The 16,165-nt window shown below is 38.0% G+C and carries 20 protein-coding genes; 19 read left to right on the top strand and 1 reads right to left on the bottom strand.

Annotated features, from left to right (window positions below; genetic code table 11):
- Nucleotides 1–16: 16 nt before the first annotated feature.
- The 16 genes from fur (at nt 17) to ACGLXV_RS16535 (ending at nt 13,681) form a co-directional block, all read left to right on the top strand.
- Nucleotides 17–475, top strand: coding sequence for a ferric iron uptake transcriptional regulator (gene fur, locus ACGLXV_RS16610; protein WP_119709011.1), 459 nt, complete (start codon nt 17–19; stop codon nt 473–475).
- Nucleotides 476–639: 164 nt separating this feature from the next.
- Nucleotides 640–867, top strand: coding sequence for a YqzK family protein (locus ACGLXV_RS16605; RefSeq protein ID WP_391559503.1), 228 nt, complete (start codon nt 640–642; stop codon nt 865–867).
- A 6-nt stretch (nt 868–873) separates the two neighbouring features.
- Entirely contained in the window at nt 874–1,764 is an 891-nt protein-coding gene (gene xerD, locus ACGLXV_RS16600) for a site-specific tyrosine recombinase XerD (RefSeq protein WP_391559502.1), read from the top strand.
- Between the two features lie 195 nt (nt 1,765–1,959).
- Nucleotides 1,960–3,141, top strand: coding sequence for a phosphopentomutase (gene deoB / locus ACGLXV_RS16595; RefSeq protein ID WP_391559501.1), 1,182 nt, complete (start codon nt 1,960–1,962; stop codon nt 3,139–3,141).
- 22 nt (nt 3,142–3,163) lie between these two features.
- Nucleotides 3,164–3,985: a purine-nucleoside phosphorylase gene (locus tag ACGLXV_RS16590; RefSeq protein ID WP_119709007.1), complete on the top strand. Its 822-nt coding sequence runs from the start codon at nt 3,164–3,166 to the stop codon at nt 3,983–3,985.
- Nucleotides 3,986–4,020: 35 nt separating this feature from the next.
- A complete protein-coding gene (locus ACGLXV_RS16585; protein ID WP_391559500.1) occupies nt 4,021–5,325 on the top strand; it encodes a pyrimidine-nucleoside phosphorylase in 1,305 nt (434 codons plus the stop codon).
- A 122-nt stretch (nt 5,326–5,447) separates the two neighbouring features.
- Nucleotides 5,448–6,617: a D-alanyl-D-alanine carboxypeptidase family protein gene (locus tag ACGLXV_RS16580; RefSeq protein WP_391559499.1), complete on the top strand. Its 1,170-nt coding sequence runs from the start codon at nt 5,448–5,450 to the stop codon at nt 6,615–6,617.
- Nucleotides 6,618–6,742: 125 nt separating this feature from the next.
- Nucleotides 6,743–7,093 (top strand): anti-sigma F factor antagonist, encoded by a 351-nt coding sequence (spoIIAA, locus tag ACGLXV_RS16575; protein ID WP_119709004.1) that lies wholly within the window; start codon nt 6,743–6,745, stop codon nt 7,091–7,093.
- A gap of 3 nt (nt 7,094–7,096) precedes the next feature.
- Complete coding sequence (gene spoIIAB, locus ACGLXV_RS16570; RefSeq protein ID WP_119709003.1) at nt 7,097–7,537, top strand: anti-sigma F factor; 441 nt, start codon at nt 7,097–7,099, stop codon at nt 7,535–7,537.
- Between the two features lie 13 nt (nt 7,538–7,550).
- Nucleotides 7,551–8,309: an RNA polymerase sporulation sigma factor SigF gene (gene sigF, locus ACGLXV_RS16565; protein ID WP_391559498.1), complete on the top strand. Its 759-nt coding sequence runs from the start codon at nt 7,551–7,553 to the stop codon at nt 8,307–8,309.
- A gap of 125 nt (nt 8,310–8,434) precedes the next feature.
- On the top strand, nt 8,435–9,055 hold the full coding sequence (locus ACGLXV_RS16560) for a stage V sporulation protein AA (RefSeq protein WP_391559497.1): 621 nt from the start codon (nt 8,435–8,437) through the stop codon (nt 9,053–9,055).
- Nucleotides 9,045–9,467 (top strand): stage V sporulation protein AB, encoded by a 423-nt coding sequence (locus ACGLXV_RS16555; RefSeq protein WP_391559496.1) that lies wholly within the window; start codon nt 9,045–9,047, stop codon nt 9,465–9,467. Before ACGLXV_RS16560 ends, ACGLXV_RS16555 begins: the two co-directional genes overlap by 11 nt.
- Nucleotides 9,468–9,492: 25 nt before the next feature.
- On the top strand, nt 9,493–10,062 hold the full coding sequence (gene spoVAEA / locus ACGLXV_RS16550) for a stage V sporulation protein SpoVABEA (protein ID WP_119709000.1): 570 nt from the start codon (nt 9,493–9,495) through the stop codon (nt 10,060–10,062).
- Nucleotides 10,055–11,536: a spore germination protein gene (locus ACGLXV_RS16545; protein WP_391559495.1), complete on the top strand. Its 1,482-nt coding sequence runs from the start codon at nt 10,055–10,057 to the stop codon at nt 11,534–11,536. Before spoVAEA ends, ACGLXV_RS16545 begins: the two co-directional genes overlap by 8 nt.
- A 120-nt stretch (nt 11,537–11,656) precedes the next feature.
- Entirely contained in the window at nt 11,657–12,976 is a 1,320-nt protein-coding gene (gene lysA / locus ACGLXV_RS16540) for a diaminopimelate decarboxylase (protein ID WP_391559494.1), read from the top strand.
- 351 nt (nt 12,977–13,327) lie between these two features.
- Entirely contained in the window at nt 13,328–13,681 is a 354-nt protein-coding gene (locus ACGLXV_RS16535) for a GNAT family N-acetyltransferase (RefSeq protein WP_119708997.1), read from the top strand.
- Nucleotides 13,682–13,701: 20 nt separating this feature from the next.
- Here the strand turns inward: ACGLXV_RS16535 and ACGLXV_RS16530 are convergent, their stop codons facing one another.
- Nucleotides 13,702–14,226, bottom strand: coding sequence for a DUF309 domain-containing protein (locus tag ACGLXV_RS16530; RefSeq protein WP_391559493.1), 525 nt, complete (start codon nt 14,224–14,226; stop codon nt 13,702–13,704).
- A 175-nt stretch (nt 14,227–14,401) separates the two neighbouring features.
- On the opposite strand from ACGLXV_RS16530, the gene ACGLXV_RS16525 reads away from it, so the two are divergent.
- From ACGLXV_RS16525 to ACGLXV_RS16515, 3 genes are all read left to right on the top strand, one after another.
- On the top strand, nt 14,402–15,145 hold the full coding sequence (locus ACGLXV_RS16525) for a segregation/condensation protein A (RefSeq protein WP_391559492.1): 744 nt from the start codon (nt 14,402–14,404) through the stop codon (nt 15,143–15,145).
- An 8-nt stretch (nt 15,146–15,153) separates the two neighbouring features.
- Nucleotides 15,154–15,741, top strand: a complete 588-nt coding sequence (gene scpB / locus ACGLXV_RS16520; RefSeq protein ID WP_119710651.1) for an SMC-Scp complex subunit ScpB — start codon at nt 15,154–15,156, stop codon at nt 15,739–15,741.
- Between the two features lie 124 nt (nt 15,742–15,865).
- A partial coding sequence (locus ACGLXV_RS16515) for a hypothetical protein (protein WP_391559491.1) occupies nt 15,866–16,165 on the top strand: 300 nt, incomplete at its 3' end.

The following is a 16,165-nucleotide window of genomic DNA, read 5'->3' as shown; positions in this document are numbered from 1 at the left end:
AGGGAGGACTTTCGTGATGGAAAATCGAATTGATAGAATAAAAAAACAGTTACATTCGTCCAGTTACAAGTTAACACCTCAGCGCGAAGCAACCGTTCGAGTGTTATTAGAGCATGAAGAGGATCATTTAAGTGCGGAAGATGTATACCTCCTTGTAAAAGAAAAATCGCCTGAGATTGGATTGGCAACTGTTTATCGAACTCTAGAATTACTTACAGAATTGAAAATTGTTGATAAAATAAACTTTGGAGATGGAGTCTCAAGGTACGACTTGAGACAAGAAGGTGCAGCACACTTCCATCACCATTTAGTATGTATTGAATGTGGAGCAGTTGACGAAATACAAGAAGATCTACTTGAAGATGTGGAAGAAACGGTAGAGCGCCGCTGGAACTTTAAAATTAAGGACCACCGTTTAACCTTTCATGGTATTTGCCACCGCTGTCATGACAAAGTAGAGGCAGAAGAAGAATAAACCAGCAAAACCTTTTCAAATGGAAAGGTTTTTTATTTTTGTTCTTTTTATAAACAGTTAAAGCCCTTTAGGTATAATTCTTGTCCAAACTGGCATACCCTTTATTAGTAGGTTCTTTAAGAGTAAGAGCCAATACTTTATTTTGGACTTGGAGGACATCAGAAATGAAAACGTGGTTCCAGCTCGTTTTTCAAACCTTGAAGGTATTTATCCTTTTTACCGGATGCACAATCCTCTTTTATTATGGTATTATGTGGGTAAATGAAGAGTATCAAGATTATCATCGATACGATGAACCAAACGGGACAGCGGTAAAAGTATCAGCGAATGTAGATGCTGAAAAATCTACTTGGTTTGATCGTATCGTTCTTTTTTACTTAAATGGGGAGTAATGTTGGATGGAAGATGAGTTAAAGGACTTTATGCATTTTCTGATAGTTGAAAAGGCATTAGCTAAAAATACGATTGTATCATACGAACGAGATTTAAAAGCATACTTAAAATATATAAAGACAGTAGAAAATGTTCAATCCATTAATGATATCGGCCGAATTCAGATTGTACACTTTTTAGGTCATTTAAAAGAACACGGGAAATCGTCAAGAACGATCGCGAGAAATATAGCCTCTATACGCGCTTTTCATCAGTTCTTATTACGTGAAAAAGTAGCAGAGCAGGATCCTTCTGTACATATTGAAACACCTCAGCTTGAACGAACCCTTCCAAAGGTGTTGAATCTGCAAGAAGTAGAAAGATTGTTAGAGACACCAAAGCTTCACACCCATTACGGATTGCGCGATAAAGCGATGCTGGAGCTTTTATATGCAACAGGAATTCGTGTAAGTGAACTAATTGGTTTGAATCTCGATGATGCCCATTTAACGATGGGATTTGTTCGTTGTATCGGAAAGGGAAATAAAGAGCGGATTATTCCATTAGGCCGAACAGCCGCAATAGCCATTCAAGAGTATTTAGACAAAGGACGCCCGCAATTCATTAAAAACCAGCGTGAAGAATCATTGTTCGTCAACCATCATGGAAGAAGATTAACAAGACAGGGATTCTGGAAGATTTTAAAGGGATTAACGAAGGAAGCTGGCATTGAAAAGGAACTAACTCCTCATACACTTAGACATTCCTTTGCTACACATCTTCTCGAGAACGGAGCAGATTTAAGAGCGGTTCAGGAAATGCTAGGACATTCGGATATATCGACTACGCAAATATACACACATGTAACGAAAACACGTTTAAAGGACGTGTATAGTCAATTCCACCCAAGAGCATAATAGATTAAGAGAAAGTAATAAATGTTCAAAAAGCTGCCATGAAAGATAGCAGCTTTTCGTTGTGTTTTATATGAAACTTCTTGTACAATGAAGATGTCAGACTTCTGACGTTGTTAGATATTGAACCGTCAGATTAATATTTGGGAAAGCTATTTGATGAGAGTTGTAAACGGTTAATTTTAAGGAGGAGAATGAATGCCTTATCAATATAAACGGATTTTTTTAGTTGTGATGGATTCTGTTGGGATCGGTGAAGCAAAGGATGCCGAGAGATTTGGAGATAAAGGTTCGAATACATTAGGCCATATTGCAGAAAGAATGAATGGTTTACATATGCCGAATATGGCAAAGCTTGGCCTTAGTAATATTGAGCCAGTAGGTGGAATTGAAAAAGCGGATTCCCCGCTTGCTTTCTATACAAAAATGCAAGAAGCCTCTAATGGAAAAGATACGATGACAGGTCATTGGGAGATCATGGGGCTCAATATTAAAACCCCGTTTAAAGTTTTCCCGGATGGTTTTCCAGATGAATTGTTAGCTGAACTAGAAGAAAAGACGGGTAGAAAAATTATTGGAAATAAGCCTGCCAGTGGAACGGAAATTCTCGATGAACTGGGTGAAGAGCATATGAAGACAGGTGCATTAATTGTCTATACGTCTGCTGATTCCGTTTTGCAAATTGCGGCACATGAAGACATTGTTCCGATTGAAGAGCAATATAAAATCTGTAAAATAGCTAGAGAGCTGACCTTGGATGAAAAATACATGGTCGGTAGAATTATTGCTAGACCATTTGTAGGAGAACCAGGGAATTTTAAGAGAACAGCGAACCGTCATGATTATGCACTAAAACCATTCGATAGAACAGTGATGAATGAATTAAAGGATAGCAAGTTTGATGTGATTGCGATAGGGAAGATATCAGATATTTACGACGGCGAAGGAGTAACGGAGTCTTTACGTACGGTGTCTAATATGGATGGAATGGATAAACTTGTTCAAACGCTTGATATGGATTTTACAGGCTTGAGCTTTTTAAATTTAGTTGATTTTGATGCTTTATTTGGACATCGTAGGGATCCTATTGGCTACGGAAAAGCTCTAGAAGAGTATGATGCTCGCTTACCTGAAGTATTTGAAAAACTAAAAGACGATGATTTGTTAATCATTACGGCTGATCACGGAAATGATCCGGTTCACCCTGGAACAGACCATACACGTGAATACGTTCCTTTATTAGTGTATTCACCTGTCATGAAGGGTGGAAAAAAACTGCCGATTCGTGAGACATTTGCAGATATTGGAGCAACCGTAGCAGAGAATTTCCAAGTGAAAATGCCAAAGTACGGAAAAAGCTTTTTAAACGAATTAAATTAAATTCTTAAAGGAGTTTTGTAAGATGGACGTGTTAAACATAAATAATTCAGCTTCTTTTTTAAAGGGAAAATACAAAAAAACACCAAAAGTTGGATTGATCCTTGGTTCCGGGCTAGGTGTACTTGCAGATGAGATTCTTGAGCCTACAAAAATTCCATACAATGAAATTCCAGATTTCCCAGTTTCAACAGTAGAAGGACATGCTGGACAGCTTGTATTTGGGACGTTAGAAGGTGTTGAGGTCGTCGCTATGCAAGGGAGATTTCATTACTACGAGGGCTATAGCTTTGATAAAGTGACATTTCCTGTTCGCGTAATGAAAGAACTTGGTGTTGAAATACTAATTGTCACAAATGCAGCGGGTGGCGTAAATGAGTCCTTTAATCCAGGTGATTTAATGTTAATTACCGATCATATTAATAATATGGGATCGAATCCATTAATCGGACCAAATGATTCAAGATTAGGCGTACGCTTCCCTGATATGTCTGAAGCCTATTCAAGAGATTTACGTGAAAAAGCAAAGCAGGTAGCTAATGGATTAGGTCTTACTCTTCAAGAGGGAGTGTATGTTGGAAACACTGGACCTACATATGAGACACCAGCAGAGGTTCGTATGTTACGTGTGATGGGTGGCGACGCAGTTGGAATGTCAACTGTTCCGGAGGTTATTGTAGCAAGACATGCTAACTTAAAAATTCTAGGCATCTCTTGTATTTCCAATATGGCAGCAGGAATACTAGACCAGCCGTTAAATCACGAGGAAGTAATAGAAACAACAGAAAAAGTAAAACATGACTTTTTAAGACTAGTTAAAGCAGTGGTTAAGGAAATAGGAGCATAAAAGAAAACAATATTCCTTATAAAGCGGTGAGAAAAATGAGAATGGTTGATATTATTGAGAAAAAACGTGATGGCAAAGAATTAACGACAGAAGAAATTCAATTTTGTATAAAAGGATACACAGATGGTAGCATTCCTGATTATCAAATGAGTGCTCTTACAATGGCAATTGTGTTTCAAGGGATGTCAGAGGCTGAAAGAGCGACTCTGACTATGGCTATGGTTGAGTCAGGGGACCAAATCGATCTATCTGCGATACATGGAATCAAGGTGGATAAACACTCGACAGGAGGAGTGGGAGATACAACCACTCTAGTATTAGGCCCATTGGTAGCTTCTGTAGGCGTTCCTGTTGCCAAAATGTCTGGAAGAGGGCTCGGACATACAGGTGGAACCATTGATAAACTTGAATCGGTTGAAGGTTTTCATGTGGAATTAGAAAATGAAGAGTTTGTCCGTCTAGTGAACCAAAATAAAATAGCGGTTATTGGCCAAAGTGGGAACTTAACACCAGCTGATAAAAAGCTTTACGCGCTTAGAGACGTAACAGGTACGGTAGAAAGTATTCCATTAATCGCTAGCTCCATTATGAGTAAAAAAATTGCAGCTGGCGCCGATGCGATTGTGTTAGACGTAAAAACCGGTGCTGGAGCTTTCATGAAAACTCTTGAGGATTCTCGTGAACTTGCGAAAGCAATGGTACGGATTGGAAACAATGTTGGCCGGAGAACGATGGCCGTCATCTCTGATATGAGTCAGCCTCTAGGATTTGCTATTGGAAATGCTTTAGAAGTAAAGGAAGCCATTGATACGTTAAAAGGGGAAGGCCCAGAGGACTTAACAGAACTTTGTTTAACCCTTGGTAGCCATATGGTCCTGTTAGCTGATAAAGCTACGAATGTAGAAGAGGCACGTCAAATGCTAAAGAATGCTATAAAAGATGGTTCAGCGCTTGAAACATTGAAAGTCTTCCTTCGTTCTCAAGGGGGAGATGATTCTGTTGTTGACGATCCATCAAGACTGCCCCAAGCTAGCTTTAAGATAGAAGTAGAAGCGAAGGAAGAAGGCTATATCGCAGAAATTATTGCAGATGAAATTGGAACAGCTGCCATGCTTTTAGGAGCTGGTAGAGCAACAAAGGAATCAGAAATCGATTTAGCTGTTGGACTTCTATTAAAAAAGAAAATTGGAGATCAAGTTCAAGTAGGAGAATCCATCGTTACCATTTATAGTAATTTTGAGGATGTCCAAGAAGTAAAAGAAAAGATTTATAATAGCATCTCAATCACAAAAGAAAAAGTCTCAGCCCCCATACTAGTTCATGAAGAAATAACCGAATAGTAAGTATGAAACCTTCCTAATATTAGGAGGGTTTTTTATTTTTTTCTTTGATTGGTTGTTTTTGTATATTTTCTCTTTTCTTGGTGAAAAATGGATGTATAAAGAATGGAGGGCTATGTGCTATGAAGAAGATTCTATCATTATTAATGGCTTTTACTTTTTTAACATCTATTGCAACCCCAACTTTTGCTGAAGAGAAAACAACGGGTGTTGAGCTTGTTGATAATGCAAAGTCAGCCGTATTAATTGAAAGAGATACTGGAACAATTCTTTATAACAAAAACAGTGATGAAATGCTTCCACCTGCTAGTATGACAAAAATCATGACGATGCTGTTAATTATGGAGGCTATCGACTTAGGAAAAATAAAATGGGATGAAAATATTCGAACAAGTGAGTATGCAGCTTCTATGGGAGGTTCTCAAATTTTCCTAGAGCCTGGGGAAGAAATGACCTCTGAAGAAATGCTCAAAGGAATAGCAATCGGTTCTGCAAATGACGCTTCCGTTGCGATGGCGGAAAGAATTGCAGGTTCAGAGGAAGCTTTTGTCGAGATGATGAATGCGAAGGTTAAAGAACTAGGCTTGAAAAGTACGGTATTTAAAAATGTTACCGGTTTACCGGAGGATGGACATTATAGTACAGCTCATGACATGGCAGTTATGGCAAAAGAGCTATTAAAATATGAAGGAATTACAAAATTTACAGGTACATACGAAGCCTACCTACGCGAACAAAGCGATAAAAAGTTTTGGCTTGTTAATACAAATCGTCTCGTTCGTTTTTATCCTGGAGTAGATGGGTTAAAAACCGGTTTTACTAACGAGGCAAAATACTGCTTAACAGCAACCGCAGAGAAAGATGGAATGCGTGTGATTGCAGTTGTTTTTGGTGCTCCAACCTCTAAAGAACGAAATGCACAAATTTCAAAGATGCTGGACTATGCTTTTGCACAGTATCAAACTCATCCAATGTATGAAAGAAGTTTTTCAGTGGGTGAAGTTAAGGTAAGTAAAGGCAGTGAGAGCAAGGTGGAGGCCCTTACGAGTGAACCGATTTCCTTGTTAACGAAAAAAGGGGAAAAAGTGGATGATGTAAAGAAGGAAATCACTTACGAAAAAGATTTAAAAGCACCAATTGAAAAAGGGCAGACCATTGGTTCATTAAAGCTCGTGAAAAATGGGGAGACTCTTGTGTCAAGTCCGCTTGTAGCGAAAGCATCTGTGAAAGAAGCAAATTGGTGGACGCTTTATAAACGCGCGTTTGGTATGTTCACAAAAACGACCAAATAAATATGTCGAATGTTTTTTTATTCATACTTTTTTTAGCGAATAAACACTAGTTTTGTCTGTAAGAAGGAAATCATCATTCTAATATCGAAAAAGACTCACTATACCACATAAGGAGGCTATGGATAGTGAGTCTACACATTGATATGGAAACAAAGAACGATGTCTTATTGTTACGACTTAGCGGCGAATTGGACCACCATTCTGCAGATGTACTTCGTGCAGAAGCAACCAAAGCCATTGAAACACATGATATACGTCATATTATTCTTAACCTAGAGCAGTTGGATTTTATGGATAGTTCAGGTTTAGGTGTGATTCTTGGGAGATATAAGCAAATTAAGCAGCAACATGGTGAAATGGTTGTTTGTGCAATTTCACCTCCTATTCAAAGACTTTTTGATATGTCTGGCTTATTTAAAATTATCCGTTTGGAGCCGACAGAAGAATTTGCTCTTCGAGTATTGGGGGTAGCGTAAACAATGAAAAATGAAATGCAGCTTCAATTTACAGCTTTAAGTCAAAATGAATCTTTTGCACGTGTAACGGTAGCGGCCTTTGTTGCCCAGCTAGATCCAACAATGGATGAATTGACGGAGATTAAAACCGTCGTTTCAGAGGCGGTGACAAATGCCATTATTCACGGGTACAATAACGATCCTTCAGGTACGGTCTTTATCTCAGTAAAGATTGAGGAAAGTTTTATTGAGTTGGAGATAAAAGACGAGGGCTCTGGAATTTTGGATATTGAGGAAGCAAGACAACCTTTATTTACAACCAAGCCAGAGTTAGAAAGATCAGGAATGGGCTTTACGATTATGGAAAATTTTATGGATGAAATCGACGTTCATTCAGAGCTAGGAATAGGTACCACAATTCGATTAAGAAAGCATTTAGCAAAGAGCCAAATGCTATGCAATTAAGGGAGTATTGCTTATGGATGTGGAGGTAAAGACTGATAGCAAACAAACGTATTTAAAGGATCATGAAGTGAAGGATCTAATCAAGAGAAGTCAAGATGGAGATCAAGAAGCTCGAGATACAATTGTGCAAAAAAATATGCGTCTTGTTTGGTCAGTTGTTCAACGCTTTCTCAATCGAGGCTATGAACCAGATGACTTATTCCAAATTGGATGCATAGGGTTACTGAAATCTGTTGATAAATTTGATTTATCTTATGATGTAAAATTTTCAACCTACGCAGTACCGATGATCATTGGAGAAATCCAACGCTTCATTCGAGATGACGGATCTGTCAAAGTGAGCCGTTCCTTAAAAGAAATGGGCAATAAAATAAGAAGAGCGAAGGACGAACTGTCCAAAAACCTAGGCAGAATACCAACTGTTTCCGAAATAGCGGAACATTTGAATCTGACTCCAGAAGATATCATTTTAGCTCAAGAAGCAAGTCGTCAACCATCTTCCATCCATGAAACAGTGTACGAAAATGATGGAGATCCGATCACCCTACTTGACCAAATCGATGATGGGAATGAAGGGAAATGGTTTGATAAAATTGCATTAACAGAAGCAATTCGAGAGCTGGATGAACGCGAGAGGCTGATTGTATATTTACGTTATTATAAGGATCAAACACAATCAGAGGTGGCAGAACGGCTAGGAATATCGCAAGTTCAAGTATCAAGACTGGAAAAAAAGATTTTACAACAAATGAAAGATCGAATGGATTTATAATCCGTTCGATCTTTTTGTTTTAATTGGTTATTTACCCCATTCAACCCACTTATTGGTGAACATGAAGGAAAACAATCCATAGCATACTATTTATACGAGGAAATCACTGTGTGGGAGTGAACGTTGTGGAAAATACGATTTATATCCGAATGCGACATCGACTCCAAGTTCGACCTCACGATTCCATAAAACTTCAGGATGCTGCGCAAATAATCGCTGAAGATTCACTGTTAGAAAAGGTAAAAGATTGCATTGTTTATACGGTGTCAGAGAAAGACCAAAATATTATTATTTTGGATGTTATGAAAGTAATACCAATCTTAACGAATGTGGTTGATCAAATAAATATTGAAATTATTGGTCAAACACAAACGATTATCGAGGTAGTGTACAAAAAAATCGGGGTATCTATCCCTCTTTTTATTCTCATTTGGCTTCTGTTGTTTTTTGGTGCAGCACTTGCCATTATGAATTTCCATGAGGATGTTAGTATGCAAGCGGTCCACCAGCGGATATATAAGATTATTACGGGCAAGGAAAATGTAAAACCACTATTACTGCAGATTCCTTATTCAATTGGTCTAGGGTTAGGTATGATCTTATTTTTTAATCATGTATTTAAAAAACGTCTAAATGAAGAACCTAGTCCGCTAGAAGTTGAAATGTTTAACTATCAGCAAGACCTGGACCGCTATGTAATCATTAATGAAAATGAAGAAAGTATGAAACGAATTCATGATCATTAATATCGTGTTCATTATTTTTATTGGGCTTGCTGGAGGAATTGCAGTTGGTTCAGGGTTTGTCGCTTTCCTTACCGTATTAGGGATTATTCCAAGGCTTACTCAATTATCAAAAACCATGAAGATGATTCATTGGTATGAATGGTCTGTCGTTTTCGGTGCAATTGCAGGTACAATTGCCTCTTTAAGAGAACCAACTCTCTTTTTACCTTCGATCATACTAATTCCGTTAGGCCTTGCTGGAGGAGTATTTGTTGGTTTACTTGCAGCTGCCTTAACTGAAGTATTAAACGTTTTTCCGATTCTGGCGAAAAGAGTAAGAATAGAGGACAAAATTATGATCTTGATGATGGCCTTTGTGTTCGGTAAAATTTTCGGTTCCCTGTTTCATTGGATGTACTTCGTAAATGAGTAAATAAGATAAGAAAGGAACATTTCCTATGGATAGACGGCGCCGCGTGATTCTTGTAACAGACGGAGATGAATACGCAAGAAAAGCAGTCGAACATGTTGCGAAGGAAATTGGTGGAAGATGTATATCTATGTCTTATGGAAACCCGACGACGATATCAGGGGAGGAAATGGTCAAGCTCATTAAGAAGGCAGCCAATGATCCGGTGCTTGTCATGTTTGATGATAGCGGATACGTAGGAGAAGGTGCTGGAGAACAGGCAATGAGGTATGTGGCAACACATAAAGATATTGAAGTTCTTGGTGTATTAGCGGTTGCAGCTAAAACAAGAAAAGCCGAGTGGACTAAAATTGATGTTTGTGTGGACCGCTACGGTGAACTCACTCCTTATGGGGTAGATAAATTTGGTGAAGCAGATTTAGAACTTGGAAGAATGAATGGAGACACCGTATATTGTGTAGATGAGCTTCATGCACCTGTTGTAGTTGGGATAGGCGATATAGGAAAAATGGCTAGGAATGACGATGTTAAAATAGGAGCTCCTATAACACATAAAGCGGTACAAATCATCCTAGAAAGGAGTGGATTCTATGACTAAGAAACCGATCAATCCCCTACCGATTCCTTCTCTTGACGAACTTGAAAATTATATGAAGGAGCATGTTGGATTAGAGGAAACGTTTGATATTGGAGTCAGAAAGTTTAAGGTATTGAAAAAGGAAGTGCACTTGTATTATTTAAATGGTCTAGTTGATACGAACGTGGTTATTCAAAACACGGAGGAAATTGTAAGAATCAATGACCATGAAAAAACCACTTCCGATTATTTAGCCTTAATAGAAAATCGGTTAGTTCATCAATCTGTATCTAAAATTAAAACAATAGGTGAAATAGTTGACCAAGTTCTAACAGGAACACTTGTCATTGTTGTTGAGGGGTATTCAGAAGCATTAGTAGTGGATGTAAGATCGTACCCTGGTAGAACACCTCAAGAACCTGATACAGAGAAGGTAATAAGAGGCTCTCGTGACGGCTTTGTAGAGAATTTCATCGTGAATACTGCGCTAACAAGAAGAAGAATAAAAGATGGAAGATTACGATTCGAAAAGTTAACGGTTGGTGAGAGATCAAAGACAGACATTGTAATTGGTTACCTAAAAGATGTTGCAAATCCTGACCTTGTGAACATTATTAGAAAAGAACTCGAAGCCATTGAGATTGATGGATTAACAATGGCAGATAAAGCAGTGGAAGAATTCCTCGTAAAGCAAGGGTATAACCCGTATCCTTTAGTAAGATACACTGAAAGAGCAGATATTGCAGCAACGCATATTTTAGAAGGACATGTCTTAATTTACGTAGATACATCACCAAGTGTTATTATCACGCCTACTACATATTTTCATCATTTACACCATGCAGAAGAGTATCGTGAATCAGCACTCGTTGGTACAGTCGTACGTTGGACGCGTTTGTTTGGTGTATTAGCATCCTTGTTTTTACTTCCGTTATGGTTTTTATTTGTATTGGAGCCTGAGTTATTACCAAAAGCCATAAAGTTCATTGGTCCAAACAAATCAACTAATATACCAACAGTAGTTCAATTGTTTTTGGCCGATTTCGGAATCTTGTTTTTACGATTAGCAGCTATTCATACACCAACTCCGTTGGCAACCTCAATGGGCTTAGTTGCTGCCGTACTCATTGGCCAAATTGCCATAGATGTGGGTTTATTTGTACCAGAAGTGATTTTGTACGTCGCGGTTTCGGCGGTTGGAACTTTTACTACTCCAAGTTATGAACTTGGAATTGCGAATAATCTTATGAAGCTTTTCTTATTAATTGTTGTAGCAATATTTAAACTACCAGGTTTTGTAATAGGGGTAACGGCCTATATCTTATTCCTAACAAGTATTCGATCATTGAACAGTCCATATATGTGGCCGTTCATGCCGTTTCATCCTAAAGCCTTTCTTGAAGTGCTTTTCCGCAGGTCGGTTCCGGGGACAAAGCTTAGACCAAGTATTGTTCAGCCTAGAGATCGTTACAGACAAAAAACAAACGGGAACTAAATGGGAATATTGCGAATTTACTTTATCTATGGTAAAGTAATGTTTAATTTCAAACTGGTTTAATCAACAAATAGACAGCCTAGCTGTCTATTTGTGTATCCATAGAAGTGAGGGGAAGAAATGTTTTTTCATGGTTCATCAAAGATAAATGAACGAGGCCACTTAGAAATTGGTGGTGTCGATACGACAGACCTCGTAAAAGAGTTCGGAACACCTGTATATGTTTATGATGTTTCATTGATTCGTGAGCGGGCAAGAGGTTTCAAACAAACCTTTGACCAACTAGGTATAAAAGCTCAAGTTGCTTACGCTAGCAAAGCATTTTCCACGATTGCTATGATCCAACTGGCTGAGGAAGAGGGGCTTTCATTGGACGTTGTTTCCGGGGGAGAGCTATATACGGCAATAGCAGCTGAATTCCCTGTGGAGCGAATTCATTTTCATGGAAACAACAAAAGTCGTGAAGAACTTGAAATGGCATTAAACTATCAAATCGGCTGTATTGTTGTTGATAACTTTTATGAACTAGAACTATTAGATACCATCTGTGCGGAGAGAAAGCAATCTATCTCTATTTTGCTTCGAGTCACACCAGGGATTGAAGCTCATACACATGACTATATTCTAACAGGCCAGGAAGACTCGAAATTTGGTTTTGATCTGCAAAATGGACAAGCGGCAGAGGCGCTGCAAAAGGCTATGGGATCTGAGTACTTAAACCTACTTGGAGTGCATTGTCATATCGGTTCACAAATATTTGAAACAACTGGATTTTTGTTAGCAGCAAGAAAAATATTTTCTAAGCTTCATGAGTGGAAAGAAATGTTTTCTTTTGAATCAAAGGTACTAAATTTAGGTGGTGGCTTCGGTATTCGATATACGAGTGAAGATGAGCCAATTCCTGCTTCGCAATATGTAAAAGAAATTATTGAAGAAGTAAAGCAGCAGGCCGGGGAGTTCTCAATGGCTATGCCAGAAATTTGGATTGAGCCAGGTCGTTCCCTTGTTGGTGATGCGGGGACCACACTGTATAAAATTGGTTCAAAAAAGGATGTTCCTAATGTTCGTAAATATATAGCCGTAGATGGTGGAATGAGTGATAATATTCGTCCAGCATTATATGAGGCAAAATATGAAGCGATCCTAGCGAACAAACCACTTCAGCCAGTCGAAGAGACGGTTTCTATTGCTGGGAAATGCTGTGAATCGGGAGATATGCTGATTTGGGATTTACCGTTACCGAAGACGGATAGTGACGATATTCTAGCGGTTTTCTGTACTGGAGCTTACGGTTATTCAATGGCAAACAACTACAACCGTATTCCAAGGCCACCAGTTGTCTTTGTTGAAAATGGAAAAGCGGTATTAGTTGTTCGTAGGGAGACGTTTGAAGATATTGTTAAACAAGATTTGCCATTTGTACAGCGAGTAAAAAGCTAATTTAGAGAGCTGTCGCGATTGTGACAGCTTTTTACATTACATAGATCTTTTGGAGGTATTTGTGAAAAAAAATAATGCGCTTTTATTTATTTTCATTTTACTTATTTCGCTCATTTGGGGCACGTATTATTGGTTATTCTTATCACCAGGGCTGTAAAGAAAAAAGACACACTTTATGATCCAAAAGTTGTTGTATTTGAAAATACATTGAAGAAATGTAGAGAATCTTGTATGATAATATCGTATTGAGGAATATACATTGAAACAAAAAGAAATAATTGACATATAATACAAATGTATTTAAAGGAAATTTAACTCCTTAAAAGCTCAGGATATGATGAGGGATCACTTATGTTAATTCGCTACAAAAAAGCTTTTGAAAAGATTGCGATGGGCTTACTGTCATTTATGCCTAATGAAAAAGACCTTAAAAAGCTACAGCAAACAATGAAGCAGTATGACCAATCTGAGGACTGGCAATTGTTTCTTTGGAAAGAAGAAGATATTATCGGTTTAATTGGGGTAACGACAGTGTCAGAGGACATGCTAGAAATTCAACATATTTCAGTGAATCCTTCGCATCGGCACCAAGGAATTGGAAAAACGATGATAAAGGCATTAAAAGAGTTTTTCCCTGGAAAAGAGATACGAGCTAATGAAGAAACTTCAGCTTTCTTTGAAAAATGCGACTCTCTTTTATCATAAATAGAAAAAGGAAACAGTGATTAGTCACTGCTTCCTTTTTTTTGTTTTAATGCGTGCAATCGGCTTTTGATGACCTCTGAACGATCTCTCATCGAGTGTCGATGAATAATTTCACTGTTTGTTAAATTGCTATTAACACCCCAAATTAGACCAGCTTTTTCGGCTTGACGCTCGCAAGCGCTTAATAATGAGGCATCGTTTATAGGAAGGTGCATGCTTTTATAAGGAAGTGTACGCTCAATCTCTTCTTTTTTTCTTAAAATGGCCTCAAGTAGCTTATCCTCATCAATACCGTACTCTTTGATTGACTGTTTATGGACGGTTAGTATTGAGAATGCTTTTTGTATCGTGCGTAAAGCTCCAGCAAAATTTCCTCGACGGTGGTGATATTGACTGACTGCTAGTTGAATCCATCCAACTAAAATAGATTCCTTATTACGCGCATCTACATCCTTCCAGTGTTCTTCTAGAATCTCATGACATTCAAAATAATCTCTGTCACTATGAAAATGAACTAAGTAATTAATGAAATCCGTTGTAAACATAGATACGCTCCTTTCATTACTTAATTTTACCATGTTTTCTATCTATACGCTTTTCACGTTGCTTACATGAAGAAATAGGAACAAACTTTCAGAAAGAATCTTGGATTAACACAATCTTTCCTCTATACTAAGTATAGTTATTTTAAGAAATTAAGAAAGAAATTTTGGTGGGATTATGCACTATAATGTGAAGATCGATGCATTTGAGGGACCGTTAGATTTATTACTGCACCTCATTAATCGACTAGAAATTGATATTTATGATATACCAGTAGCACAAATTACAGAGCAATATTTACTATATATCCACACAATGAAGGAGCTACAGCTAGATGTAGCCAGTGAGTATTTGGTCATGGCAGCTACTTTACTAGCCATCAAAAGTAAGATGCTACTTCCAAAACATGAGGAAGAGCTTGAAGATGATATGGAATTTGGTTACGAAGAAGACCCGAGAGAAGAATTAATTGAAAAACTAATGGAATACAAAAAATATAAAGAAGCAGCTGACGATTTAAAGGTTTTGGAGCAGGAGAGAGGACTAATGTTCACGAAGCCCCCTAGTGATCTTTCGGATTATTCGAAAGAGGAGGAAGTAGATAGACGACATCTAGACGTGTCGTTGTACGATATGCTGGGTGCTTTTCAAAAGCTCTTGCGGAGAAAAAGGCTTCAAAAACCATTATCTACTAAGATTGCAAGACAAGAAATTCCTATTGAAAAACGAATGGATGAAATCATGGGTAAGCTACGAAAAGTGAAGGGAAGAATTAGCTTTTATGATTTATTCCCAATCCAAGAGAAGGATCATATTGTCGTAACTTTTCTTTCTATACTAGAGCTAATGAAAAGAAAAGAAATATTTGTAGAGCAAGAAAGCAATTTTTCTGAGATTTTTGTCATTGCGAAGGGAGTATAACATTGTCATTGGATATTATTAATTGGAATGGAATAGTGGAAAGTCTCTTGTTTGCAGCAGGGGATGAAGGCTTAACAATTAAGCAAATTTCAACGGTCCTTGAAATCGAAGAGGTCGAAGCGGAACGAATTGTCAGGGGTTTAATGGACGAGCTTTCTAAAAATGAAAATCGAGGAATAGCGGTTGTTCAACTGGCTGGTACCTATCAGCTCGCAACAAAGAAGGAGAATTCCGTTTACTTAAAGAAACTGGTTGAATCACCAAGTACATCAACGCTCTCACAGGCTGCATTAGAGACGCTGGCTATCATCGCTTATAAACAGCCAATCACCAGAGCAGAAATAGAAGAAATAAGAGGAGTAAAGACCGAGCGGCCACTACAAACATTGGTTGGAAAAGTGCTTGTAAAGGAAGTTGGGAGAGCGGAAGGAACTGGCAGGGCAATTCTTTATGGTACAACAAAAGAATTCTTAGATTATTTTGGTTTAAGGAGTTTAGAGGAGCTGCCTCCATTGCCAGAGAAAGTGGATGATGAGTTTGTGCAAGAAGAAGCGGACTTGTTTTTTGAGAAATTTCAAGAAAATCTGGAATCATAAGTTTTCTTACGCATATATTCATTATTTGTGATAAAATATAATTAATTTTCAGGGAAATGCTTCTATTTAGGGGCATTTTTAACACAATTTGCACCTGCCTCATTAGGAGGTAAGAAAGGGATGTATGAACGTGTTAATTAAAAGCTGTGTAGGGTATGAGCTGGAAAAAGAAAAATCTAACACTTCGGAGGATTTTTTCAACCGAAGCGAAGTAACTTTTGTAGAAGAGAATACGGAGAAAACGCTAGCAGTTCTTTATGTCCGTTTTTTTGAGGAGAAGTTGAATGAGTTCACTCCATTTTTAGAGAATCCAATCTTTCAAGAGGATGGGCTAGAAGTTCATTTAATGGATATAGTTGCTCTCGTATTATTAATTAAAAATCCAGGTTTTAGACATCGAAAAAGAGTGTATATCAATAATCAG

The organism is Robertmurraya sp. (assembly GCF_036676585.1).
In the GTDB taxonomy this organism is placed as follows: Bacteria; Bacillota; Bacilli; order Bacillales; family Cytobacillaceae; genus Robertmurraya_A.
The sequence above is the reverse complement of the archived record's forward strand: the minus strand, read 5'-3'. Positions and strand labels throughout refer to the sequence as shown.